Source organism: Paenarthrobacter sp. 10N417 (assembly GCF_056394745.1).
This window is the reverse complement of record NZ_JBFTIL010000008.1, coordinates 56,998-81,490: the sequence shown is the minus strand read 5'-3', so window position 1 is coordinate 81,490 and position 24,493 is coordinate 56,998. Positions and strand designations below refer to the sequence as shown.

Annotated in this window: 18 protein-coding genes and 1 pseudogene; 10 read left to right on the top strand and 9 right to left on the bottom strand. The window is 62.5% G+C overall.

Going from position 1 to position 24,493, the window contains the following annotated elements:
• Nucleotides 1–76: 76 nt before the first annotated feature.
• The 4 genes from AC1DCM_RS12315 to AC1DCM_RS12300 are packed head-to-tail and all read left to right on the top strand — an operon-like array spanning nt 77 to nt 2,377.
• Nucleotides 77–238 carry an alpha-L-fucosidase gene (locus tag AC1DCM_RS12315; RefSeq protein ID WP_476983087.1) on the top strand — a complete coding sequence of 54 codons (162 nt, stop codon included), beginning with the start codon at nt 77–79 and terminating at the stop codon, nt 236–238.
• Nucleotides 235–558, top strand: coding sequence for an L-rhamnose mutarotase (locus AC1DCM_RS12310; RefSeq protein ID WP_476983088.1), 324 nt, complete (start codon nt 235–237; stop codon nt 556–558). The genes AC1DCM_RS12315 and AC1DCM_RS12310 overlap by 4 nt, the downstream gene beginning before the upstream one ends.
• Complete coding sequence (locus AC1DCM_RS12305) at nt 555–1,508, top strand: aldo/keto reductase (protein ID WP_476983089.1); 954 nt, start codon at nt 555–557, stop codon at nt 1,506–1,508. The genes AC1DCM_RS12310 and AC1DCM_RS12305 overlap by 4 nt, the downstream gene beginning before the upstream one ends.
• Entirely contained in the window at nt 1,469–2,377 is a 909-nt protein-coding gene (locus AC1DCM_RS12300; protein WP_477518408.1) for an amidohydrolase family protein, read from the top strand. The genes AC1DCM_RS12305 and AC1DCM_RS12300 overlap by 40 nt, the downstream gene beginning before the upstream one ends.
• Here the strand turns inward: AC1DCM_RS12300 and AC1DCM_RS12295 are convergent.
• The 6 genes and pseudogenes from AC1DCM_RS12295 to AC1DCM_RS12270 form a co-directional block, all read right to left on the bottom strand.
• Nucleotides 2,374–3,045 (bottom strand): FadR/GntR family transcriptional regulator, encoded by a 672-nt coding sequence (locus AC1DCM_RS12295; protein WP_476983091.1) that lies wholly within the window; start codon nt 3,043–3,045, stop codon nt 2,374–2,376. The genes AC1DCM_RS12300 and AC1DCM_RS12295 overlap by 4 nt on opposite strands.
• Before the next feature lie 1,016 nt (nt 3,046–4,061).
• Nucleotides 4,062–4,226 (bottom strand): annotated as a pseudogene (locus AC1DCM_RS12290) (phosphoenolpyruvate carboxykinase domain-containing protein); the annotation flags it as partial.
• An 81-nt stretch (nt 4,227–4,307) separates the two neighbouring features.
• Nucleotides 4,308–6,497 (bottom strand): glycoside hydrolase family 36 protein, encoded by a 2,190-nt coding sequence (locus AC1DCM_RS12285; RefSeq protein WP_477518407.1) that lies wholly within the window; start codon nt 6,495–6,497, stop codon nt 4,308–4,310.
• An 18-nt stretch (nt 6,498–6,515) separates the two neighbouring features.
• Nucleotides 6,516–7,700 (bottom strand): serine hydrolase domain-containing protein, encoded by a 1,185-nt coding sequence (locus AC1DCM_RS12280; protein WP_477518406.1) that lies wholly within the window; start codon nt 7,698–7,700, stop codon nt 6,516–6,518.
• A 137-nt stretch (nt 7,701–7,837) separates the two neighbouring features.
• The gene (locus AC1DCM_RS12275) at nt 7,838–10,477 is read right to left on the bottom strand and encodes a BNR repeat-containing protein (RefSeq protein WP_477518405.1); all 2,640 of its coding nucleotides are present in this window, start codon (nt 10,475–10,477) and stop codon (nt 7,838–7,840) included.
• A gap of 1,190 nt (nt 10,478–11,667) precedes the next feature.
• Nucleotides 11,668–12,510 (bottom strand): LacI family DNA-binding transcriptional regulator, encoded by an 843-nt coding sequence (locus tag AC1DCM_RS12270; protein WP_476983095.1) that lies wholly within the window; start codon nt 12,508–12,510, stop codon nt 11,668–11,670.
• A 361-nt stretch (nt 12,511–12,871) separates the two neighbouring features.
• Between AC1DCM_RS12270 and AC1DCM_RS12265 the strand changes: the two genes are divergently transcribed.
• The 4 genes from AC1DCM_RS12265 (at nt 12,872) to AC1DCM_RS12250 (ending at nt 17,928) form a co-directional block, all read left to right on the top strand.
• The gene (locus AC1DCM_RS12265; protein WP_476983096.1) at nt 12,872–14,122 is read left to right on the top strand and encodes an alpha-L-fucosidase; all 1,251 of its coding nucleotides are present in this window, start codon (nt 12,872–12,874) and stop codon (nt 14,120–14,122) included.
• A gap of 415 nt (nt 14,123–14,537) precedes the next feature.
• Nucleotides 14,538–15,509 carry a carbohydrate ABC transporter permease gene (locus AC1DCM_RS12260; protein ID WP_476983097.1) on the top strand — a complete coding sequence of 324 codons (972 nt, stop codon included), beginning with the start codon at nt 14,538–14,540 and terminating at the stop codon, nt 15,507–15,509.
• The gene (locus AC1DCM_RS12255; protein WP_477518404.1) at nt 15,506–16,375 is read left to right on the top strand and encodes a carbohydrate ABC transporter permease; all 870 of its coding nucleotides are present in this window, start codon (nt 15,506–15,508) and stop codon (nt 16,373–16,375) included. The genes AC1DCM_RS12260 and AC1DCM_RS12255 overlap by 4 nt, the downstream gene beginning before the upstream one ends.
• A 116-nt stretch (nt 16,376–16,491) precedes the next feature.
• On the top strand, nt 16,492–17,928 hold the full coding sequence (locus AC1DCM_RS12250) for an ABC transporter substrate-binding protein (RefSeq protein ID WP_476983099.1): 1,437 nt from the start codon (nt 16,492–16,494) through the stop codon (nt 17,926–17,928).
• Nucleotides 17,929–18,114: 186 nt separating this feature from the next.
• Here AC1DCM_RS12250 and AC1DCM_RS12245 read toward each other — a convergent pair whose 3' ends face one another.
• Nucleotides 18,115–18,618 (bottom strand): hypothetical protein, encoded by a 504-nt coding sequence (locus AC1DCM_RS12245; RefSeq protein WP_477518403.1) that lies wholly within the window; start codon nt 18,616–18,618, stop codon nt 18,115–18,117.
• On the opposite strand from AC1DCM_RS12245, the gene AC1DCM_RS12240 reads away from it, so the two are divergent.
• Nucleotides 18,607–20,895 (top strand): glycoside hydrolase family 31 protein, encoded by a 2,289-nt coding sequence (locus AC1DCM_RS12240; RefSeq protein ID WP_477518402.1) that lies wholly within the window; start codon nt 18,607–18,609, stop codon nt 20,893–20,895. The genes AC1DCM_RS12245 and AC1DCM_RS12240 overlap by 12 nt on opposite strands.
• 40 nt (nt 20,896–20,935) lie before the next feature.
• A complete protein-coding gene (locus AC1DCM_RS12235) occupies nt 20,936–21,385 on the top strand; it encodes a LacI family DNA-binding transcriptional regulator (RefSeq protein WP_477518401.1) in 450 nt (149 codons plus the stop codon).
• Between the two features lie 301 nt (nt 21,386–21,686).
• Here the strand turns inward: AC1DCM_RS12235 and AC1DCM_RS12230 are convergent, their stop codons facing one another.
• Together AC1DCM_RS12230 and AC1DCM_RS12225 are read right to left on the bottom strand one after the other, a co-directional pair.
• Entirely contained in the window at nt 21,687–21,926 is a 240-nt protein-coding gene (locus tag AC1DCM_RS12230) for a hypothetical protein (RefSeq protein ID WP_477518400.1), read from the bottom strand.
• A 205-nt stretch (nt 21,927–22,131) separates the two neighbouring features.
• Nucleotides 22,132–24,492 carry a N,N-dimethylformamidase beta subunit family domain-containing protein gene (locus AC1DCM_RS12225; RefSeq protein ID WP_477518399.1) on the bottom strand — a complete coding sequence of 787 codons (2,361 nt, stop codon included), beginning with the start codon at nt 24,490–24,492 and terminating at the stop codon, nt 22,132–22,134.
• Between the last annotated feature and the right edge of the window lies 1 nt (nt 24,493).

Sequence of the window (24,493 nt, the reverse complement as noted above, 5' to 3'; positions counted from 1 at the left end):
CATTGCCACGTGCGGCAGCAGCGGCCGCCGGCCGCGGCAGTGTCAGCTACCTACACAGCTCGACTAGGAGTCACCCATGATCCCGCACGCACCCTGGTTTACCGAGGCCCGGCTCGGCATGTTCATCCATTTGTGCCTCTACGCCCTGCGGGCACGGCATGAATGGGTCATGAACCAGCGTCCGGACGTCGCAGTGCCCGTCGTCGAAACTTTTCCTGAAGCCCGGGGTGTAGCGTGACCGAAACCATCGCCCTGCACACCCGCCTCAAGCCCGGCGCGGCCGAGGAATACGAGGTGGCGCACGCGAACATCCCCGCTGAGCTAGTGTCCGCCCTGCGGGATGCGGGAGTTCTGAACTGGCGGATCTGGCGTAGCGGCGAGGACCTGTTCCACCTACTGGACGTTCGGGATTATCAGGCCATGCGGCACGCGCTGGCCGAGAACCCGGTCAACGTTATCTGGCAGGAACGGATGTCCGCCCTGCTGGCGGTGGAGGATGATTACTCGGGTGACGACCGGGGCATCTCCAAGGTGTGGGAACTGTGGGAACGGCCATGAGCGAACTCTCTTTCGATCGGCTCGGTTTCGGGGCCGCGGGCATTGGAAACCTCTACCGTGCGGTGGACGACGCCGCCGCCCAGGCAACCGTCGAGGCTGCCTGGGCCGGCGGCATCCGCTACTTTGACACTGCACCGCACTACGGCCTCGGACTCTCGGAGCGCAGGCTTGGCCTCGCCCTTCGCGGCAAGCCACGGGACGAATTCCTGGTGTCCACGAAGGTCGGCCGGCTCCTCGTTCCTGCAACGAACCCGGAGGGCGCGCGTGATGACGAAGGCTTCGATGTCCCGGCAGACTTCCGGCGCGTCTGGGACCCCTCCGAGGCAGGCATCCGGCGAAGCCTGGAGGACTCACTTGATCGTCTCGGCCTGGACCGCGTGGACATCCTCTATCTTCACGATCCCGACGCTTACGACTTGGAAGCCGGGATCTCCCAGGCGCTGCCCGCGATGGAGAAGCTGCGCGCCGAAGGCCTGGTCGAGGCCATCGGTGTCGGCTCCAACTCCAGCGATGCCCTCCTGGAATGTGTGCAGCGATCCGAGCCTGACCTGGTGATGCTGGCCGGACGCTACACCCTGCTTGAACAACCGGCCCGGGAGCATCTCCTGCCGTCCTGCATCGAGCGCGGGGTGGGCGTCGTGAACGTGGGCGTCTACAACTCCGGGCTCCTCGCCCGCCCCACGATCAGCGATGACGCGCACTACAACTACGCCCCCGCGCCGCAGGAGATCCTGGACCATGCACGCCAGCTCGCGGCATGTTGCGCCGAATACGGTGTGGAACTCCCAACAGCTGCACTCCAGTTCAGCCTCCTGCACCCGGCGGTCCGCACTGTCGTGGTCGGCGCCTCAAACCCGGCCCAGATAAGGCAGAACATCGCCCGGATGAACCAGACCGTTCCGGAGGAAATGTGGGAGGAGCTGCGACGCCGGTCGCTGGTGCCGGCGTGACCTTCCGCGTGGACGCCCATCTGCATCTTTGGAACCTCGAATCCGGCGGATACGGCTGGCTCGGGCCGCAGCACGGGCCGCTCCACCGCAGTTTTTCCGCGGAGGAGGCCAGGCAAGAGCTGGCCTCCTCCGGGGTGGGCCGGGCCATCCTGGTCCAGGCCGACGACACACTGGCGGACACCCGGGCAATGCTCGATGCCGCCCGCAACAACGACTGGATCGCAGGGGTGGTCGGCTGGATCCGCCTGGACACACCCGAAGAAGCGGCACGGCAGCTGCATGACTGGCTCGACGAGCCCGGTTTCTGCGGAATCCGGCACCTGGTGCACGGCGACCCCCGCGACGACTTCCTGGCCCTTCCCGCCGTCCGCGAGTCGCTAGAAGGGGTCGCGGCGGCAGGGATCCCTTTCGACGTCCCCGACGCCTGGCCCCGGCACTTGTCGGCAGCCGCGGACCTGGCCGAGGCCATTCCGGAACTGACCGTGATCATCGACCACCTCGGCAAACCACCGCTCGGTACGCGTGATGAGGCCAGGTGGCGGGCCCAGCTGGCACGATGCGCCGCGCTGCCCAACACGGTGGCCAAGGTCTCCGGGCTGCGGCTGCCCGGTGTCCCGTACACGGCCGCAGCCCTGCGTCCGGCCTGGGATGCTGCGGTGGAGATCTTCGGTCCAGCACGTTTGATGTATGGAGGGGACTGGCCGGTGAGCATCCTTGGCGGCAACTACGCCGATACGCTGGCCGTGCTCCAGGAACTGATCGGAACTCTTGATCGAGCTGACGCCCTGAACATCTGGTCCGGCACCGCCCGTCGTATCTACGGCCATGCCATCTGGGATGAAGGCGAAACGGCTCAGTCAGGTACTTAGAGCGCCTGCCGCAGCCAGGTCTCGACGCCGCTGATGTGTACGGTGACCAGGGCGCGGACCAGCTCAGCGTCTCCACGTTCCAGGGCGTCCGCGATCGCTTTGTGCTCGGCCAGCGTATGCGCCACGGCCTTCTCCTGGGTGAGTCCGCGCCAGATCCGGGCACGGACCGTGCGGCTGGACAATGCCTCGAGGAGACTGGCAAGGTAGGCGTTGCCCGCGGCCTGGGTGATAATGCCATGGAATTCCAGGTCGTGGGCCACGAGATCCTCAACGTCCGTGTTTTCGTCGATCCCGTCCATAGTGGCCCGCAGGCTGGTCAGCTCATCCGGCTTGATTTTCCCGGCGGCTAGAAAGGCGGAAGCTGGCTCAAGGATACGCCGCACCTCGAAAAGCTCCAGAACGGACCTGTCCTGGTGGAGCTCCACCACGAAACCCACGGCTTCATTGAGCAGCTTCGCGTCCAGACTCGTGACGTAGGTTCCGTCTCCGCGCCGTACATCCAGCACCCGGATCATCTCCAAGGCCTTGACAGCCTCCCGCATGGAACTGCGGGACAGTCCGAGGCGCTCACTTAGTTCCTTCTCCGGCGGAAGCCGATCTCCGGCTTTGAGTTCGCCACGGATCAACATGTCTTTGATCTTGTCGATCGCCTCGTCTGTCACAGCCATGAGACAATCCTAAGCCAATCATCCGATGTCTGGTGCTTTAGAGGATTAGAGCCGACGCCACCGCACCCCAAGTGTCTCGGCGTCGCCGCGAAGAGATTCAGTGGGACGCATTCGGCTGCAGTGAGGGCACCCTCTGCCTTCCTGGGTGGACCGGGACACGGCCCGGAATCGACCGGTCTCGGGCTGCGTGCCGGGTCACAGACCGTTCAAGCGCCCGCGGGAACATCCGACGCTTCTATAGCCGGCCGTTTTGGCGACTTCCCGCGGACACAGCTCTGGGCTTCCGCCCGGGCCCGACCACCGGGAGTCCCGCAATCGGGAAGACGCTCGGCAAACCGACGGCGGAGGCACCGGAACCGTCTCAAGCGGAACGGTGACGGTCTCCCCCACCCACTCTGATGTCGGTCATCATCGGCGTTGCCATCTGACAGGACGTTGGTTTCGCATTCCTCGTGATCGTCGGAGCAATGGACGACGTGCCGGTGACGGTCTACGAGGCCGCGTCGATTGAGGGTGCTCCCTAGTTCGCCAGTTCTTCTCCATCACCGTTCACCTTGGGCACTGGGAGTCGTCTACGTAGCGCTCTGCCTCCCGACCTGCACACTCATCCAGCATCGCTTCTACCTCGGGGTCCCAGGTGAACTGCAGGAGGCCGCGGCGCTGGAGGGTCTTGGCCTACTTCAGACTTTCGTTCGCATCGTTTTGCCGTTGTCGAAGGGGCCAATCGCTGCAGTCGGGATGGTGAACGGCTTCTTCATTTGGGGAGAGACACTACGATTGTGCTGTTGCAGTCCCCGAGTCGCACGATCCCCGTTGGCTTGCTCGATTTCCAAGGCCAGTTCAGCAACAACATGGGAGCCATCTTCGCCGGGCGTACGCTCGCGACGGTTCCTCTCGCATCCGAACGCTCGTTTCGCCGTCGCAGCCTCGCAGTGCCCGGTGCCTACCTCTGGCCCGGATTCGGCGAGAACTCGTGTACTCGAGTGGGATCATGATCGCGTGGCAGGCTCGGTAGCCGCAGTGGACGGGCCGCAGAATGGCAGCATCGCGGACGGGGCCCGGCGCAGCTCCCACACTGTGCCTTCGGCGGCCGCGGTCTGCTCTGAGGAGATAGTCGCGCCCAAGCGGAGGCCGACTCGATCGAGGAGCTCTTCGACACCTTCGACGATCGCGTACCGGCGACTCTGTACCGGCAGTTGGAGCAGCTTAGGTCTCGGCTGGCTTAACGGTCTTGTTGCCGAACCCGACAAGCAGCGCGACGATCATTGTCGGCTGGGCCTTGACAAGCTCTCTCCTTTCCCGGTCCTGGCGGGTGTCAACCGCACCACGACGCCTTCAAAGTCTCGAAGGCCGTCGATCCGTAGTTCACCCTCCTCCACGAGGAGCGAGGTCGAACCGCATGACAGTGATTCCTCGATGCTCCAGGACCCGTTGAGCGGTATCTGCACGCTGCCGGGTCCCTTGGAGAAGGTGTGCAGCACGACCAGCAGCCCTCTGCCGTCGTCGGCGTAGCGGGTGACCGATTGCCACCCCGTTGGATGCCGCATGGAGGGCCCGCGCACGCCTCCCCGGCGCGACCGGCCGGATCGTATGATGGGTGACGCCCTCTGGTACAGCGCGATCGCACGACGCACGATGTCCCACTGCCGGTCGTCGAGACCGACGATGTCTCCGGAGAGGCACATTCGACCGATGAAAGTGGCGGCGAGGCTGTAGACCAGGCGCTGGTCCGTGTCGGAGGGGTGGAGCACCGACCAGATCTGCATTTGACGGGCGAGCATGACGCGAAGCAGATTCCCGGCGATGAGCGGGATCTCCGGCAGCTCGTGCGCGTCCGAGAACGAGCTCATCGCCGTCCTGCTGATCATGGAAGGTTCGAGGCGGTGGCCACCGCTCGCGCAGTTTTCGATCACCAAGTGCGGCAAGCGAGTACGGATTCCATCGAGGAAACGGTATCCGGCGAGTACCTGCCGGCGCAGACCCTCACCGAGCCCGTCCGCGTGTTCGGTACCAAGCCCGAGGTGCTCGTTGTAGTCGACCTTCAGATAGCCGAAACCGTCCTGTTCGAGTCGGTCGACGACCCGGGCAGTGAGGTAGTCCACGGCGAACGGGTCCGTCAGATCCCAAAAACGGCGGTTGCCGGCTGTGAACGGCGCGCCATCGCGCTGCAGAAGGTGGTCGGTCAGCGTGAAGGCGGTGGAGTCCTCCCCGACGGTCTCAAACTCGAACCACAGACCTGGGGTCATCCCACGCTCGCGGATGCGGTCGGCGACTTCCTTCAATCCGTGCGGAAACAGATCGGGACTCGGTATCCAGTCGCCGTGCCCGAGCGCCCACGACACATCCGATGCGGTGTCGCGATACCACCCTGCATCGATCACGAGGTACTCCACGCCCTCGCCGGCCAGGCGGTCGGCGAGGGCGATGAGACGCTCGCGGTCGGGGTTGCCCCATGAAGTGCACCATTCGTTGAAAACGATAGGCAATGAGCTCTCGCTCTTAGGCTGGGCATCGGCGGCCTCGTTTTGGGCTGCTACCAGGCGATCGGCGACGTCGTCTACAGTGCCTTGCGTGCAGCTCAGGATGGCAGTTGGGGCAGCCAGGCGCTCGCCCGGCATGGCAGTGTGTGACCAATGACCGAATTCGCGGTCAGCGAGGCCCCCCGATATCGCCACGTCGTCGCCGAGCCGGGCGATCTCCATCTGCCAGCTCCCAGCCCAGACTAGCTGCGCCCCCCACGTTACCTGCGCCACCGTGTCTTCGACCGCGAGGAAGGGAAACCAGCCGCGGGCCGGCATCGTGCCAACCTGGCCAAACCGTTCGCTCAGTCGGGCGATCCCTAACCAGGATCTCTCGAGCTGCAGGTCCTCGATCGTGTCGCTAACCGGTTGAGCCTCTGCGCTCCAAGAGCTGCGCAGCCTGTGCACGACGAGTCGCCCCGGGCTGTCGGCAGGATCGAACGGCGAGATACCCGAGAGGTTGAAGGAGGTGAGGGCGTCGACGGTGACCGGTTCTGGTGAATCGTTGACAAATTCCACCTCCACCCTGAGGTGGCTCTCCCCCGCCCGGTGGATCAGCGTGTGCTCAAGGCTGAGACCGTCGGCGGACCGCACCGCGGTGATAATGCGGGTGACGAGTCCGACACGCTCAACCAAGTGGTCCGCAAGGCGAAAGCGGGAGGTGGAAGGCGACCACCGCATGGTGCGTCCTTGCCCCCACCCGCCCGTAGCAGCATCTCCTCGCAGACTCACGTGCACCAGCGGGTCTACTGTGCGCGCGGGCGGGTTGCCAGCGCCGGGTTGAGTTGAGATGTAGGGCTCGTCGCCGATCCCACCGCGTGCCAATACTGGCTGTACCGAAGTAGGACGAAGCATGAGTCCAACTTGGTCTGAGTCATCCACCCAATAATGGGCCGTCATGTCACCCAGGTCGTATGCCGCTAGCTCACGCATTGTTGTCTCCCAATTTTCCTACGCACCCGCCAGATCGGCGAGGGCCTCAGCCCAGACCCGTCGCGGGTCGGGTCGCGAGGGGTCGGACATGCTCGTGCAGGTGTACGCAACGGCCATGCCCGACGCAGGATGAGCAAACGCGAAGTTTCCACCAGCCCCCGGGTGCCCAAAGGTTCCACCGGTCGCGAACCGCCCGGTCTCGAACTGCGACCCCAACCAAAAACCGAGCCCGAACTCGGCAAGCTGTTGGTTGGGCACGCCGGCCAGCTGAGGAACGGGGCCGAGGCCCACGGTGCGCGGCCGGGTCACGAGGTCTAGCGTCCCGGGCGAGAGCAGGCGAATGGAGTCGACCTTACCGATGGTGGCGGCGTAGATCTTTGCCACCGACCGTGCGCTCGCAATGCCCCCTGCCCCGCCAAACTCCATCTGATGTCCTTCGGCGCTGTTGAGAAACTCGACCATGTCGGGGATCGACTGCACCTCTTCGAGCAGCTCACGGACGACTGGATCCGACATGTCCACTCCGTGCGATGACCACAGCTCGGCTGGTTCGACGGGGGGTGCAGAGTTCCACGCGCTGCGGTTTGTGACGTCGCCCTCGCGGTGCGTGGGCAAGCCTCCGATCCAGAAGTCGACTCCCAGTGGCTTGGCGACGAGTTCAGCGAAGAGTTCGCTCACACTCGTGCCCGTCACCCGGCGCACCGCCTCGCCGTTGAGATAGCCAAAGGTGAAGGGGTGATACCACGATGCGGTCCCTGGCAACCACAGTGGTTCGGCGGCAGCCAGCACCTCCGTGCACAGCTCCCAGTTCGGCAAGTGCCGACTTTCGATTCCAGCGCCCGATGGAAAGAAGGGAAGACCGGCTGCATGGCTGAGAAGGTGGGCAAAGGTTGTGTGCTCTTTGCCCTTGACGCCGAACTCTGGCCAGACAGACGACACAGCTGCCTCGGGGTCGAGCTGGCCCCGTTGGATGAGCATCGCAACGATGATCGCAATCATGCCTTTGGTCGTCGACCACAGCACGAACAGGGAATCGCCGTCGATAGGTAGCTGTGTTTCGGGGTCGGCCCCCGTCCACAGATCGACGACGACGTTGCCGTTCTGATACACGCACAGTTGGGCTGCGCCGGGATCGTCTGATTGCCCACGCTCGAAGGCATCGGCGACTAGCTCGAAGCCTGGAGCAACGTAACCGTGAATCATGGAATGAGCTCCTCTGCTCGCAGACGTGTCCACAGTTCTGTGGTCACAGTAATTCTCCTAGGTATGGGTGCGGTCAAAGAGCCGAGCGAAGAACGGCCTCGCCGCCAAGCAGAGGCCGTTCTCCGAGGGATTTACCGCTAGTGGAGCAGGATTACCTGCAGGGTGCTTCCTCCCGTCGGGTAGGTGCCCCCGGCCCGTGGCTGGTCATCGTTGCCCGGCAACGTCTCCCAGCGCAGAATATACTGCCCTCCCGCTGTGGCGCCGGCGAGGTCGTTCGCGATGAGGACCTGTAGCCCCGGGAAGGTCCCGGTCACCGTTGTCACCGAAGCGGGCAGCGGCTGCGTGGGTACCTGGGCAATCCGATTCAGCGACGAGTCGATGATGATGGACTGCCTGCCGCTGCTGCCGTTGCAGAAGAAGTCAACGCTGATGTCGCCGTTGGACAGGACACGAGAACCCTGCATGGCGACCTGGAAGTTGAGACTCCCTCCGCCCCCGAAGCTCCAACGTCCGGTCCAGTTCGTGATCTGGTTGATCTGCCACGTGCCGGAGGCCGTCGGACGCGCGGCGTACACCTGCGACCGGCCCTGAGCATCGTACTTGTGGTAGGTGATGAGGACCTTGCCCGAGGCGTCGAAACCGATCTTCGCGTTGCCGTTCAGCAGTCCACCCTGATCGGGGACCGGGTCGATCACGTCACCTTGGCCGTACTTGAGCGGCGTCGTCAACGGCGTTCCGCTGTTTGTCACCCAGTTCACGAGGTCCTGGCTTTTCGCGTACGTCAGCATGCTGTTCGTCGCCGCGTCAGGCGTGTCACGCCAGACCCAGATCATATGGAACCAGCCGTCGGGCCCCTTCGTCGGACCTTGGAAGTACGAACTCCACGTTCCCGAAGGGTTGCTCGCGGACCCGTTTCCGTCGAAAATCGGCTGGGAGACGAGGGGCGACCACGAGCTCGTCGACTCGTTGTACACATTGAAGTACGTCACGCCATCGCCGGACCCACCCTCGCGGTAGTTGAAGACAAGGCTTCCGTCCGAGCGGTTCACGAACTCGGGATAGGTAACCGAGCCCTCTGCGGCGGCGCTCACCATGTTGTTGACCTTTACCAACGTGCTGATGTCGCCCGGGGTGGTGGTGCGGAAGTAGACCAACGGAACGTTGTGCATGTTGCCCGAGACATGGAGGTTCCCACTGCGGTCAAGCCCCATGGAAACGTAGTTGTGGCTGTCCCATCCGAGAGTCGACGGAAGGGTCTTGTAGACCCATGCGCCACCAATTGTGTGCTTGGCGACGGTCATGCCGCGGTTCACGTCGTAGTACGCGACGTACTGGTCGTTTCCACTGGTGAGAAGTCCCTGCCCCACTTGCATGCCGGCCCATGTCGACCCGACCGTGCTTGTCGAAACGACAGTCAGGTTGGGATCCGGGTAGGTGTAGCTATCTCCGCCTGGTGCGCAGTTGAGGGGACCGGGAGGCGAAGCAGCGGGGCTCGTCGTCGAAAGGCTGAAGGTCTGCCCCCGTAGGTTTCCACTGTTGGAATACAACCCCGCACGGCCCCCCGTGACATTCGGGTCGACAACAGCAGCGGTGTAGGTCTGGTCCGCAAGCTTGGCTCCCGATGCCACATTGACTACTTGGGACCGAAATGAGTTACCTGTGCGTGTCAGCGTGAGATCAAGTTGCGTGCCGTACGCGGCAACGATTGTGCCGCTGGCGAGCACGCTGGCCGTCGAGCTGTTGGACATCTTCAGCAACTGCCAGCGCCCGTTCGTGCCCGTTCCAGAACCGGTCGTGACCCGGAGCACGTAGTAGTTCAGGCTGGTGGCACTCGTTCCCTGAAGGTTTCCCACGACGCCCACCCACTCTGATCCTCCCGGGGTTCCGGTCGTGACGATATTGGTCCGCGCAGAGACGGTGTAGTCATCGCCGAGGGCGAGGGGGTTGTAGGTGGCGACGGCGTTGCTGGTCGAGCTGCTTGCCAATGCGGCACCGCTCGCGATACTCCAGGTACCGCGATCTGATGTCCACGAACTCCCGAGGGCTCCGTCGGCGCGTTCAAAGTCGTCCGCCGCGGGGATGGTCGTCGACAGACCCCAAGTCTGTGCTCTCAGGTTTCCGCTGTTGGAATACAGTCCAGCACGGCCTCCGGTGACATTCGGATCAGCCGAGGTGTACGTCTGATCAGCGAGGGTGGCTCCCGACCCGGCGTTGAGTACTTGCGACCGCAAGGAGTTGCCCGTGCGAGTCAGGGTCAAGTCGAGTTGCGTGCCGTACGCGGCGACGATGGTGCCGCTGGCAAGCAGTCCGGTGCTAGTGCTGTTGGTCATTTTCAGCAACTGCCAGCGCCCGTCTGTGCCAGTTCCAGAACCGGTCGTCACCCTCAGCAGGTAGTAGTTCAGGTTCGAGGCAGTGGTGCCTTGAACGTTGCCGGCAACACCTGCCCACTCCGATCCCGTTGGGGTTCCCGTTGTCACGATGTTGATCCGCGCGGAGACGGCGTAGTCGACGGCGATGGGCAGGGGGTTGTAGGTGGTTACGGCGTTGCTCGTCGCGCTGGTTGCCAGGGCGGCACCGCTTGCGATGCTCCAGGTGCCGCGGTCCGACGTCCACGAGCTCCCGAGGGCTCCGTCGGCGCGTTCGAAGTCGTCCGTCCCCGGGTTAGTCGCTGCTGCTGCACTGAATGGACTCGCTAGCGCGAGTGCAGTCATGATCAACACCGGAACGAGGAGTCTTGCGACAGCTCTTTTCGGTCTTGAGGCGGGTGAGTACATCATTGTCTCTTCCTTTCGTTGGGTTCCGACCAAACCGCGCTTCCAATCGACTAGGGAAATGAAGCCTCGCTTGGTTGGTCATTGGGAAGCGCGAGTATGCGCTGCAGGTAGCTGTTGCGGAACGTCGAACATGGTCGGAAAAGTGCTGGGGCCGCAAAAATCGGTTCGCGCCCGACCAGGTTGATCCGGACGTTTTCCAAATCGCTGACCGCCGCGAGGGGTCATGATGACGACCGAAGCTCGACAACAGGATCGTCTTCGCTGGCCGAATGTACCGTTGCATGTCCTATCGACGAGGAGCTGGAGTTGCCCCGGAATCACCATTGCGAAACGTTACGCTCGCATCATTCGCAGGTCAACCCTTTGTTTGCCACGGAAATGACCCTGATGAGTGACACGTGCGCCTGGAAGGCGAATCGTTTCAGCATCGGGCCCGTCTCAGCGAGTCGATTGGTCCCGCTGGATCGACGAGCGGGTCGCTCTATTTGAAGGGCCCGAAGTACCGGCACGGACCCGGGCGGCAGCGCCAGGGCATCGTCAGTCCTGCCAGGCGGTGCCGATCTTCCCGGAGACAGCGGAGTCGGCAAGTCGACATGCCTCTGCGGCGTCGCTGGGTGGGTGGGAAGCCATGGGTGACGATGTCGGCAGGGTGCAGTCCCCACCTGTCGAGTCATTCCAGCGATCTGTCATGTTCACTGTTGAGGTCACCCACGATCGACTTCCGCACCATCGAATTATGGCGCAGACGACGTCACTCCCCCGAGCGACATAGCAAGCTGGGCAGACCCGCCATAAGACAAAACGTTATGACATGCCTTACGAGGCGTGAAGATAGTTCCTCCTTTGCGGAGCTAAGCCTTTGCGCCCTACGGACACGCGGATTCGCACCAAGTGATGGATCAGGCGGGATCCCCACACAGTTGATTTGCGCTGCGTGGCGTTCTATTCTGAGTGAAACGTTTCGCCTTACTGTTAGCTCAAGGAGTCTCATGTCTGCCGCTGGTCTGCCTGTTGTCATTGATCCTGCGACTGCGCCTTCTCGCACCCTTCGCCCCGGTATGAGGATTCCCGCAATCGGAATGGGCACCTTCGGATCCGACCATTACGGTCCCGCCGACATCGCGGCGGCGGTGATGCAAAGCCCGGCTGAGGCTCCTGTGCCAACCGCCGTTCATATGGATTGGCCCAGGGGTTCAGTCGCTCAGCCGCCGAACCGACGCACCGATCTCCAGGTGCCCCGGAAGCTCCAGAACGACGCGGCTCCTCGGCCCGTCCGGATTGTCCAGCCGGGCATTCATTATTCGAGCGGCCTCGGTTGCGATCTGTTCGACGGGCTGCACGTAGACCGTCAGTTTCGGGCGCGTTACCTGAGCGAGCTCCACAGAGTCGAAACCGACGAGGGAGACATCGCGCCCGAGGCGGAGCCCCGAGTCGTTCAGGGCGGCCACGGCGCCTACGGTCAGGTCGTAGTTCCCTGCGAACACCGCAGTCGGGCGCGTGTCTGCCGCGAGCAATCGCATCATCGCCGCATATCCGGAGTCCACGTTGAGAGGGGCGCGTTGGATGTGGTCTTCGGCGATTGTGATGCCGGCAGCGCGAGCGGCCGCGAGGAAGCCGTCAAGCCGGCCCTGCAGGCTCCACATTCCTTCTTCGCCCACCAGGGCGCCGAGGGTTCGGTGGCCGTGGTCAATCAGGTGCTGGGTTGCAACCTTGCCCGCCTGCACGTTGTCAAGGGTGACGGAGTCCGCGTCAAGGCCGCTTGGGCACCAGTCCACGGTGACGACAGGGATGCCAATCGAGACCGCGGTCTCGAGCGCCGAGGAGTCCGCCAGGGCGGGAACGCCGATGATGCCGTCGACCCTTCTGCTGAGAAGCAGCTCGACTGCATTGACGCTGGACGGAGTTCCGTCCTGCTCGTTGGAGGTCAGGAGCACTCCGATGCCCTGACTGCGCAGGTACTTTTCGATTCCGACGACGATCTCGAGGTGGAAGGGAACCTGGAAAGAGGGCAGCAACACGCCGACGGTTCGAGTCACACCGCGCCTCAAGCTGCTGGCGAACGCGTTCGGTCGATAGTTCAGTTCCGCGGCCGCCGACTCAATCACTTCTCGGTTCGAGGAAAGAACGTTTCGCCCGTTGTAGTACTTCGAAATCGTCGCCAACGACAAACCGGTCAATCGCTGGATGTCCTTGTAAGTTGCGGGAGATCTGCTGCTTGTCGACAATTTCGATCCTTCGTATCGCGAGTTATGGGCACCGTTCGCGCTCATAACGATGCTATCCCGAGTCTACCCATGATCCGCGAACCTTTAGTCGTTTCGCTCTGTCGCACAATCATGATCACTTACCAGGCAGGCGCGAAGCAGCGTCTCGCCAAACCACGCCAAGGAGAGAGTAATGACCGATAGTCCCACCCTGCCCGAATGGGCCAGACAGTCCACCCTGGGCATTTTCATCCACTGGGGGCCGTACTCGGTTCCTGCATGGGCCGAGCCGACTGGCGCATGGGGCGCTGTACCCGAAGAGAAATGGTTCTCCCACAACGCGTACGCCGAGTGGTACGCGAACACATCCCGGATCGCGGGATCGCCGGCGGCGCTACACCATGCCGCTGAGTACGGAGACAACACGTACGACGCCTTCCTTGATCGATGGAACCCCGACCAGTTCGATCCGTCCGAATGGGCCCGGCTGTTTCATCGGGCCGGTGCGGACTATGTCATCCCCGTCACGAAGCATCACGACGGGGTGACCCTGTGGGACGCGCCCGGTGCCGGCAGGCTGTCCACGGTCGCTCGGGGACCCAAGCTCGATCTCCTCGCTCCGCTCGCTGAGGCTGTGCGCAATGAGGGAATGCGCTTCGGGGTCTACTACTCGGGCGGGCTTGACTGGGCCTTCACGGATTTCCCTCCTATCGAATCGATGTCCGATGTTACCGAGTACCGCCCCAACGACGCGGAGTACGCCGAGTACGCGACCGCACACGTCCGTGACCTGATTGACCGTTACAAGCCCGCAGTGATCTGGAACGACATCGAATGGCCGGACGCGGGTAAGGCTGACGGCTCTCTCGTGCAACTGCTGGAGTACTACAAGAGTGTGGTGCCCGACGGCATCGTCAATGACCGATGGGGCGCACCAGTGTGGGACTACCGAACCAGCGAGTACTCGCACGATACACAGAACGAGCGGGGGGTCGGCTGGGAGCACAACCGCGGGCTCGGGTTTTCGTTCGGTTACAACCGCACAGAGGATGAATCCTTGACGCTCTCTGCGCGCGAGCTTGCTCGCGTGTACGCCGACATAGTTTCGCGCGGCGGCCGTCTCCTGCTGAACATCGGGCCCGAGGCCAGTGGGCGGATTCCCGACATCCAGCGCCGGACCCTCGAAGGGTTCGGCGAATGGAGTCAGAATCTGAAGCCCTACACGCTCGACAGGTCACCGATTGAGCCCGGCACTGTAACCATCACCGGCAGCGACTGGTGGGTTGCGTGGCGCCACCGCGACTCCATCGTCGTGGTGGCGGACAACCCCCTCTCCATTGTCCGCACGGATGAGGGCCTCAACGCGGTCATCGTCGGGCTGCCAGCGGCTGAGGATGCAGCATTGAACCCGAAAGCAAAGCGTTTCTCACCCGCGGACCGGTGAGGGAGAACGACATCTAGCAAGAATCGAGACACTCAACTCCGGCGGTTTTTACGCCGACGGAGCGAAACGATTCATCCTACAGAATCACCGATGTCACACAGCAATCACAAGGGAGTGAAAATGCACCAGAACCAGGTTCAGCGGGGGGCACGCACGCCCGTTGCCTCAATCAGTGCCTTCATAGGCGTGACTGCGCTCCCCCTCGCCGGCTGCACCATCTCACCCGCACCTTCGGCGTCGGATGGGAAGCCCGAGGGATGGGGCCATCATACTTGTCACACGAAACGATTCGCTATAGAATTTGTAACAGCCCGAGCACCACAAAGGAGTGAAGTGTGAATCACAGTTCCCTGCCGAGCGATTTCACGGCGGAGATGACTCGGCCGCCGCATATCTCGAAGAAGAGAGGCGCTTCATGGCGTTGACGAAGGAAAGACCCCTAGCAGCCGAACGTGCCTCCGTCGCAGGTCGGCCCCCAAGCCCGCGGCGGACCACGCGTCCTCAATTCCGCATCACCGTGTGGCTGGCGCTGCTCCCGCTGATCGCCGTATTGGGAGCATTCGCTTACTTCCCGGCCCTCTCCTCCATCTTCTGGTCATTCTTCAACTGGGCGCCCGCTGGCGTCTCCACCTTCCTCGGCGGCGCCAACTATGCACGCATGATGAACGACGACACCTGGTGGCGCTCGTTCGGCAACCTCGGCATCATCTTCGTGTTCAACCTCGCGTCGTGGATCCTACCGCTGCTTGCCGCAGAGCTGCTCGTCACCCTCAAGAGCGACCGATGGCAGTACGTGATCCGCACGCTGCTCATCATCCCGATGGCCTTCCCGGGCGTCGTGACCGCGCTCATCTGGGGCTTCTTCTACGACCCGAACGCCGGGCTGTTCAACCAGTTCCTTCGTGCGATCGGTCTGAAGGCGTTCGAACAGAACTGGACGGGCTCGCCCAGCACGGCGCTCGTCGCGCTCCTCCTCGTCGGCTTCCCGTTCATCGCCGGGCTGCCGTTCCTCATCTTCTACCAGAGCCTGCAGAACATCCCGAAAGAGGTGCTCGAGGCCGCCCAGCTCGACGGCGTCGGCCGCTGGGCACGACTCTGGCGGATCGACCTGCCGCTCATGGTGAGCCAGATCCGTATCCTATTCTTCCTGGTCGTCGTGGCTACGCTGCAGTACGGCTTCGTCGCCTTCGTGCTCACCTCGGGAGGGCCGGACAACGCGACCATGGTCCCGGTGCTCTACATCATCAACCAGGCGTTCAGCGCCGGGGACTGGGGCTACGCGGCCACTCTCTCCACCACGCTGTTCGCGATCACCCTCGCCCTCAGCCTGTTCTCGCTCTTCATCGGGCGACGCAGCGCGGGCGCAAACGACGGAGGTGAAATGTGAGCACCGTTACCACACGGCTCGCTYAGCAGCAGCCAGGGAAGATCCGCAACCGGTCCCACCTGCAGGTAGGCATCAAGGCCGTACTGATCCTGCTGGTCGTGGTCAGCCTCGCGCCCTACGTCTTTATGGTCATCACGTCGGGCAAGACGAACCAGCAGTTCGCGGACAGCTTCTGGGCGCCGGTCTTCCCGTTCCACTTCGAGAACTACGCCGTGGCGTGGAACCAGATCGCGCCGTACCTTGGCAACACCTTCTACGTGGCCATCGCCTCGATCATCCTGATCGCGGCCATCGGCTCCGTGGCCGGGTTCGTGCTCTCGCGATTCCGATTCCGCGGACGCGGTGTGGTGTACGCGCTCGTGCTCGCGCTCATGGCGGTGCCCGGCATCGTCAACCTGATCCCGCTGTTCATCATGATGAAGGACTTCGGCATCCTGAACACCTACGTGGTGCTCGTCGTGCCCTACGTCGCGGGCGGTGTCATCCTCGGCACGGTCATCATGCGCAACTTCATCGAGTCGATCCCGCAGTCGATCTACGACGCTGCCCGCATCGACGGGGCGTCGAACTTCCGCCTGTACCGCTCGATCACCCTCCCGCTGTCGCTGCCCGTGCTCGGCTCGATCACGCTGATCACGCTCAGCACGGTGTGGAACGACTTCTTCTGGCCACTTCTCGTGATCACCGACGACAGCCTGCGCACTATGTCGGTGGGGTTGCAGTTCTTCCAGGGCCAGAACGCCATCGAATACGGACCACTGATGGCCGGATATTTCCTCGCCAGCCTGCCGCTCGTCATCCTGTTCACCTTCCTGTCCAAATACTTCCTCGCGGGGGTACAGGGCGGCCTCCCCGGCGCGCACTAGGGCGCCGACCCCGAATTTCCGAGACGAACTCTGTCTCCTTCCGAAAGCACTGAATCGCACCACAACGCCCCACCCGCTCACCCGCTCCACCCCCAACCCAATCAAGGAAGATTGCAATGTCACAGCCCAAACGCCTCGTGCGACCCAAGGCGCTCGTCGCCGCGGTCGGCACAATCGCAGCAGCAGCGCTCGTACTGACCGGATGCTCGGCCGGATCCAGCTCCGACGACAAGGTCACCATCACCCTCGCCGGCCCGAACCAGTTCACCGACCAGACCAACACCTTCGGTCCGGCCTGGGACAAGCTGATCACGCAGTTCGAGAAGGACAACCCGAACATCACCATCAAGACCAACGTGCTGCCACTCTCGTCGTTCGGCACCACGCTGAGCACGCAGCTCACCGCGGGCACCGCGCCCGAGCTGATCTTCAACCAGCCGGCGCCCAAGCCGGACCAGGTGATGAACCTCGATAAGTACCTCGCCGAGAAGAACCCGTTCGACCCGAACTCGAAGACCTGGCTCGACGGGTTCGACAAGAACTACTTCGGTGACGCTCAGCGCGATGGAACCGGCCACCACACCTGGGTGCCGTTCAACCTCGTTACCGTCGGCATCTTCTACAACAACGACATCCTGAAGAAGGAGGGCATCTCCCCCTCGCAGCTGTCTACCTTCGACGGATTCACTAAGGCGTGCACCACGCTGAAGGAGGCGGGCATCGACCCGCTGGCCACCGACAAGGGCACGCTGGCCTCCATGTGGGCGACCACCGCGATCCAGTCGACCATGCTCGACCCGCTGGCGGACAAGATCAACGTCTTCGGAGGCGACGGCAACGCGGGTACCGCGAATCCTCTGGCCACGAAGAGCCTCGCGAAGGGAATCCTAGACGGCTCGCTCGACGTGAGCACCGACCCGGCCGTTGCCGACTCGGTCAAGATCATCAAGAAGTGGTACGACGCCTGCGCGACGCCGAACTGGTCGGGCATCCCCGCGGCCGGCGCCTTCACCGGCAGCACGGCCTTCCCCGGTGGCAAGGCCGCCATGGCGTGGGGCACCAACTTCTCGGCCGCCGGGCTCTCCACGGTGAAGTTCGACTGGAGCACCGTGCCATTCCCGACCATCTCGACTAAGGACTCGAAGTACGCTTCTGGCGCGCCGGCATCGTTTGGAACGGGAGCAGGTGGCACCTCGTACATGATTCCCGCGTACATCAAGGGTGCGAAGCTGGATGCGGCGATCAAGTTCCTCCAGTACATGTCGAGCCCGAAGGTTGAGAACTGGCTCGCGGAGACTGGAAGCATCCCGGCTATCACCAGCGCCAAGGCTCCGACGACAATCGAGGCACTCACCTCCAAAGACTGGTCCGCACCGGCAAAGCTGAGTAACGGCGCGCTGCTGACGCCAGCCGCCCAAACGGGGCAGAACTTGCTTACTGGCTACCTGATCGGTTCTAAGACGCTCGATGAGTACCTGGCCGCGCAGCAGGCGTCGAACGTCACCTGGGCACACGAGCAGGTCACCAACAACAAATGGACAGACGTGGGCTAGCCCCGATCTGCCCTGCAGGCTCTGGAAGGCGGGCGACGATCGCGTACCACCGCGAAAGTCGCCCGTCCTCCGGGTCTTGGGACAGCTCTACTCTCTCCACCCGGATTGCGAGGATATCTGGTGGTGAGTATCCGCGATGTCGCGCAGCATGTGGGGACCGCCGTGCACACAGATTGGCCCAGAGGTTCAGTCGCTCAGCCGCCGAACCGACGCACCGATCTGCAGGTGCCCCGGAAGCTCCAGAACTACGCGACTCCTGGACCCGTCCGGATTGTCCAGCCGGGCATTCATTATGCGAGCGGCCTCGGTTGCGATCTGTTCGACGGGCTGCACGTAGACCGTCAGTTTCCCGGCGCGTTGGATATGGTCTTCGGCGATTGTGATGCCTGCAGCGCGAGCCGCTGCGAGGAAGCCGTCGAGCCGGCCCTGCAGGCTCCACATTCCTTCCTGCAGGCTCCCGGCAGCCGCACCATCCCCGTTGGTTTGCTGGACTTCAAGGGGCAGTTTGCGAGTAACACCGGCGCGCTCTTCGCCGGGCTGACGCTCGCGACGATCCCGCTGATCATCGTCTACCTCGTGTTCAATCGCACCATCAGCAAGGGCGTTGCTCTCGGCGGAGTATTCCGATAGCAGCGAGAGCTCGCTCGCGATTCCAAATTCGCCGATCCAGGAACAATTATGCAGCTTCATTTCATTGACATCGACACAGGTCCTCAGCAGCTCCGGGTAGTCCCGTGGAGCGAGACGATCCTCAAGGTCTCGCTTTCGGGCCCGTTCTCCACAGGGACGCCACTGAGCGGCGCAGTCGTCGGAGAGTCGCCGGGCGCCCAGTCCCGAGTCAGCAGCACTGAGGGTCGCAGCATTCTTGAAACACGTGATCTTGCAGCCGAGCTCGCTGCGGACAACGACAGCATCGTGTTCACCCGCAACGGGAAGCTGGTGACAACACTCCAGAACATCAATCCAGCGCTTGCGCCGAGAGCGGTGTACAAGCCACTCCGGCCCGAAGACGTGAACGTAGAAGTGACCTCGGGGGCAGACGGGATGAGGAGCACGCTGGACGCGGTAGACAGAGAGTTCGACCGCACTGCGTACACCGGCGTACTTGAGTTTCGCACCGATCCAGATGAGCACCTATTCGGACTTGGACAGCACGAGGAGGGGCATTTCGACCTCCGAGGACAGCATCAATACCTCTACCAGCACAACCTGAAGATCTCCATACCGATCCTCCTCTCGAGCAGGGGGTACGCGGTCTTCGTCGATGGCGCCAGCGCTATGGAGTTCTCGGACGGGTCCGGCGCCTTCACCATCTCCTGCTCCTGCGTGGACCGGCTCGAGTTCTACCTCATCTTCGGCGATACCTTCGACGAACTCATTGACGGCGTACACTTCTTGACCGGCCGACCTCCGATGCTCCCGAAAGAGTTGCTGGGCTACGTTCAATCGAAGGAACGCTACGTCGACCAGACGGAGGTCCTGGACACCATCCGAGAGTTCGGCGACCGCAGCATTCCTCTGGACGTGATCGTCCTCGATTGGCGGACCTGGCCCGAAGGGCTTTGGGGGCAGAAGAGCTTGGACKGTGATCGCTTCCCGGATCCTCGCCTCATGATTGAAGAGGCCCATGACGCGGGAGTGAAGACGATGTTGTCCATCTGGCCGAAGATGGCCGGGAACGGGCCCGATCAGGAAGAGTTCCGCCAGGCTGGTCTTCTGCTCGGCGACGGGATGACCTACAACGCGTTCTCAGAGGAGGCACAGAACCTCTACTGGGATCAGCTCGAGCGCGGAGCCGGCCGGTTCGGCTTCGACTACTGGTGGGCCGATTGTTCAGAGCCCTTCGAGGCGGATTGGTACGGTGCTACTGTCGGCACCACGGCGGAGCGCGCGGCGATCAACGTCGGCTTCGCCGAACAGTTTCTCGATGCCGGACACATCTCGGAGTACTCGCTGAGCCACATCGAGGGCCTACATCGAAATCACTCGGTGCGATCAGGCAAACGTTTCGGGCTGCTCACACGTTCCTCATTCCCTGGCCAGCAGCGCTACGGTGCCATCAGCTGGTCTGGCGACGTCTCAGGTACCTGGGAGAGTATAAGGACCCAGATCGCGGCCGCCCTCAACCTCATCGCCACCGGCCAGCCGTACTGGACTTTCGATATTGGCGGATTCTTCGCTGTCTCGAAGCCAGAATTCTGGTTCTGGAAGGGGGCGGCCACTGGCCATTCGGTGGATCCCGGGTACACCGAGCTCTACGTTCGGTGGATGCAGCTAGGAGCGCTCATGCCCGTGATGCGCTCGCACGGCACCGATCTTGCACGCGAACCCTGGAACTTCGGAGAGGCTGGAGACCGCGCTTACGACAGCATAGTGGCTGCCATCGAGCTACGCAAATCCCTCGAGTACTACTTGTACGCCGCGATGGCAGAGTCGGCACGTTCCGGACGAATGTACGTTCGGATGCTGCCCTTCGACTTTCCCAACGACGAGGCCTCCTACCAAGTAGCCGACCAGTTCATGCTTGGCCCCGATCTCCTATGCGCTCCTGTGATCAACGCCGCTGCAAATGGTGGGAAGCAACGCTCGGTGTGGCTGCCAAGCGGCTCGGGATGGTACGAGTTCGGGACTGGCATCAAGCACATCGGCGGCTCGTGGATAGATATTGCCACGGACCTGGATACGGTCCCTATGTTTGTGCGCGAAGGAGCCGTGGTTCCGATCGTAGAGAACGAGGGGATCGTTCTGCAGGTGTACCCCGGAGCAGACGCAGGGACAGAGATCTACGAAGACGACGGAGAGACGAACGACTACCTCGACGATGGGTACCGCCGTCGCTCGGTTGTGTGGGAAGAACGAACGAGGCACATCACCGTGCAACCTGCGGTTGGTCATTGGAGAGGGCCCAGTCTGCCCATTCGTGCGGAGGCTCTCGATGGGGGCGAAGTGGTTCTCGAAATCCGGTAGCGCCACAGCCAAATGTTGAAGACAGCGTAAGGATGTAGAAATGGCGAAACGTGCATCGATTTTCGATGTGGCGGCGGCCGCAGCCGTCTCCGTCTCGACAGTCTCGAATGTAATGAACAAACCCAGCACAGTCGCCGGGCCCACTCGGGAGCGGGTCCTGCTCGTGATTAGCGAGCTCGGCTACGAACGCGACGAGAACGCAGCCTTGCTTAGGCTGGGCAAGAAGGTGATCAGGCGCCAGCCCACCTCGGGGCTGCCGGCTCCTGACCCTGTTTCCAAGCTAACACCATCGAAGGGGACTGACGTGGGACCAGCGGATGGAGGGACTTCGGCGCTCTTGAGTCAAGACTGGCGGAAACTTCCGTTGTCAGGAGCCGTCCATGTCGCTAGTTACGGGCAAGAAGTCGGTGGCGGGATCGTGGAAGCGAGCCTGCCCGATGGTGCCGGTGCATGGGTGAGGTTCGACGACGGGCCAGCCGCCTCCTGTTGATGCAAGAGGACGGCTACTCCTTGTGCAGCAAGAATCAAGCCAAATGAAAGATTTGGGGTGGTCACCACCTCAAATGTGGCGCTTCCGAATGCTGGCCACGCGTCCACACGTTTGGGTGTTCTGTACACAGTCAGAGGCCCAAATGGCTTCTGACCTGCCGAAACCCTGTGTCTGAGGTGGACTCGAACCGCATCCCGGCCCCTGCAAACACCGGGAACCCGCGAAGACACAGGAAATCCGGCCCAGTCTGGCGGCGGCACAGACCTCGCACGGAACAACCGGTCGCCTACATCTGCACTTTCTAGGAGAGCTTGGTTCTGCTGTCTAGGTCTCGTTCCATGGTGATGCCATAAGGAATTTCGCTGCTTAGGTTCACGGTGTACAGGCCAGGTTCATGGCGGGTCACGAGTACCCCTTCCCAGCCGTCCCTTCTTGAGTGGGTGTGGGCCAATCTGACGGCGATGCTGATGCCGTCGTCGATTTCTGTGGTGGTAAGCCCCGTGATGTGGAAATAGCGGTCGGCTTCTATTGTGGTGATCATTGAACTCCCTGGTGTCCATTTGGTAGTCGCCTCTGACGTTGATGCCGGAGGTCCGCGTCACTGTGGGATGGTTGGCAAGCTCAGTCGGGAAAGAAAGATGGACGGTGTCATGCCCACCTGAGGGCGGCCCACTCGAAGGATGGACCGCCCTCTGGCTTCGCTATATTGGCCTGTCGGGGCAGCTGGTTTCTTTCTGATTAGCGATTCAGCTGCCGACTACTTGAACTGTTTCTGTTTCATTGAGAGTTACCTCAAGTGGCTGGGCTTGACGGAACCGCCTCAGGACGTTTCCTGTCATCTTGGCGACGTTGTTGTCGTAGTTGTTATGGGAGAGAGACGCCGTGTAGGCGATCGAACCGACTGAGAAGAAACCTCCGCCCCCTTCCAACGGGCAGTAGACGATGTCCGATCGGACGCCTGGTTGCTCGGTAGCGCCGATGCCGGGAATGGACTCGTACACTTCCTCTGCAGCCAGGAGGTAAGCGTCCGACAGCGGGCCTGACGTTGCAAGGACCAGTGTTCCGGGGGGCGAGCCGAGGCCGGGCTGGTAGCAGTCGACTTCGGCGCCGGCGGCGCCGCCCCCCATGATTCCGAACTCGCCGATGCGCTCGTCTGCACCGATTCCCTCGAAGATGAATGCGGCTTCCGGAGCGTGGCTGTCTTCAAGTCGTTCGTAGTAGGTGCAGCGGTCAAAGCCCTGCGCGGCGAATCCCACTCCGGCGAGTTTCTGTGGCGGTAGGCCTTTGTTCCTCCAAATGCCTGCTAGCTCGCCGGAGGTGGCGTGGCGTTTGTCTCCGTACGGGGACTGGTGGGGGCGCGTGCCGCCGTCGGAGCGTCGGAGTTCCATCAGGTGTGGCTGTTCTGGGTCGAATGAGACGGTGGCGTAAAACCCGTTGCCGCCCAAGTACATCAGTCTCCCGCCCTTGGAGGTGAATTTCTCCAGGGCGGTGAGTTCGTTGCGTGTGACGTACTCTGGGTGGCTGCCGGTGATGACTACCCGGTAGTCGCTGAGGAGACTGTATCCTTCGCGGTCAAGGTCTTCATCGGTGATGGCGTCGTAGTCGCAGTTCTCGGTTTCGAGCCAGTGAACGATGCACAGGTCTGCGGGCAGTCCCCAGACGCCTTCGGCCTGGAACCACGCCCGGTGTTTGGGCTGGAGGGTCAGGATGGGCTTGCGGACGCTTCCGAAGACAACTCCGGAGCCGTCGTTGTGGATTTCATAGCAGGAGCGGCCGAATTCGGGATGGTCCTGGAGGGTGAGGTCTTCGCGGTCCAGGATGGGTGTCCGGCTCACAATGATCTCTGCGCCGTCGGCTTCGAAGGCAATGCGGTCGTTGGCGTACGCGAGGTATGTTGCTGTGGAGAATAGCACGGCGACGTCGTTCTTGTTTTCGCCTGCCCGGACGAAGAAGGGAAGGTATTGTTCTGCGCCCTCGGCGGTGAGTTTGGCGGCGTATACGCCGCTGGGCAGGTCAGAGGGAACGTCGAGTGTGAACGCTGTCGGCCAGCCCGCGTCGGTGATGTCGTCGTCGTGGAAGTGGATTGCGTCGTGCTCATCGGGGACAAGCCGGAAGTCGTCCACGAGACCAGTGAAGGAGTGTCCTGCGACGGCCCGGGTTGGTGCGTTGTGACACGTTCCGTGGAGCCGGTTTGGTGATTCGTCGATGACGTCCCACAGGAGCAGTCCATCGTCACGGTGACTGCGCCCAAAGTGCCAGTCAGCAAGGGTCTCGGTTCTGGTGGGCGTGCCTCGTTCAATGGAGACGTCGCCGATCTTGCCATTGAAGCCGTTTGCTGCGAGCCATCGCTCGCCGTCCCGACGCGCTCCGGCGCCGATTCGGAATGGGGCTTCGGGTGCGCTGGCTGCAGGGGCGGCGTCTGCGACCTTGTCTTGGGATTCCAGAGGCAGTGCGTGGTCGGTGTACCGGTTCATGATGTTGGACAACGGTGCCTGGGTCAGATGGATCTGCCCAGCTGCGATGTCCACCTCGACCCGCAGGCTGTACCAATGGTGTCCTTCCAAGGGGTTCTCAAGAGCCAGTGACTTCACGGTACCCTGTTCGCTCCAGAGGAAGGTGGGCCGGCCGGCGTCCAGGACAAGTGCGTAGCCGCTCGAGGACTCTTCATCCCAGTTGCCCAGGATGACCTGCCTGTCGCTGCCTCCTCCGAATGAGTTCTGAGTAACGTGGTAGGCGCCATAGTTGCCGGAGCGGGAGCTCAGGGGCAAGGTGGGGTACACCTTGGCCTTGATGACCAATCCGTTCGGGTCTGTCAACAGCGAGGACGGGTCCGCCACCTCGACATAGGATCCGGGCTGGCACGCGTACTGCGTGCCCTGCTTTTGACCATCGAATTCTGATGCAACCGGAGTTTCCAGGAAGCCCGGTCCGGCTTCCCCGGTGAACCCGTGCCGTAGACGGACAAGTGAGGCTTGATATGCAGAGGGTCCCTCGCAGCTGACGTGGAAGGAGATGCTTTCACCTGGGCGAGCGGCAAAACGGTCGGTGTATCCGAAGATTTTCGGGTCGACGCGGATCTCGGTTGCGGGTGCGGCTTCGGCAGTCATG

Coding starts and splice junctions, on each gene's coding strand:
- AC1DCM_RS12315 (WP_476983087.1), top strand. CDS start 77: ATGATCCCGCACGCACCCTGGTTTACCGAGGCCCGGCTCGGCATGTTC.
- AC1DCM_RS12305 (WP_476983089.1), top strand. CDS start 555: ATGAGCGAACTCTCTTTCGATCGGCTCGGTTTCGGGGCCGCGGGCATT.
- AC1DCM_RS12295 (WP_476983091.1), bottom strand. CDS start 3,045: ATGGCTGTGACAGACGAGGCGATCGACAAGATCAAAGACATGTTGATC.
- AC1DCM_RS12285 (WP_477518407.1), bottom strand. CDS start 6,497: ATGCGTGAGCTAGCGGCATACGACCTGGGTGACATGACGGCCCATTAT.
- AC1DCM_RS12280 (WP_477518406.1), bottom strand. CDS start 7,700: ATGATTCACGGTTACGTTGCTCCAGGCTTCGAGCTAGTCGCCGATGCC.
- AC1DCM_RS12275 (WP_477518405.1), bottom strand. CDS start 10,477: ATGATGTACTCACCCGCCTCAAGACCGAAAAGAGCTGTCGCAAGACTC.
- AC1DCM_RS12265 (WP_476983096.1), top strand. CDS start 12,872: ATGACCGATAGTCCCACCCTGCCCGAATGGGCCAGACAGTCCACCCTG.
- AC1DCM_RS12260 (WP_476983097.1), top strand. CDS start 14,538: ATGGCGTTGACGAAGGAAAGACCCCTAGCAGCCGAACGTGCCTCCGTC.
- AC1DCM_RS12250 (WP_476983099.1), top strand. CDS start 16,492: ATGTCACAGCCCAAACGCCTCGTGCGACCCAAGGCGCTCGTCGCCGCG.
- AC1DCM_RS12245 (WP_477518403.1), bottom strand. CDS start 18,618: ATGAAGCTGCATAATTGTTCCTGGATCGGCGAATTTGGAATCGCGAGC.
- AC1DCM_RS12235 (WP_477518401.1), top strand. CDS start 20,936: ATGGCGAAACGTGCATCGATTTTCGATGTGGCGGCGGCCGCAGCCGTC.
- AC1DCM_RS12230 (WP_477518400.1), bottom strand. CDS start 21,926: ATGATCACCACAATAGAAGCCGACCGCTATTTCCACATCACGGGGCTT.
- AC1DCM_RS12225 (WP_477518399.1), bottom strand. CDS start 24,492: ATGACTGCCGAAGCCGCACCCGCAACCGAGATCCGCGTCGACCCGAAA.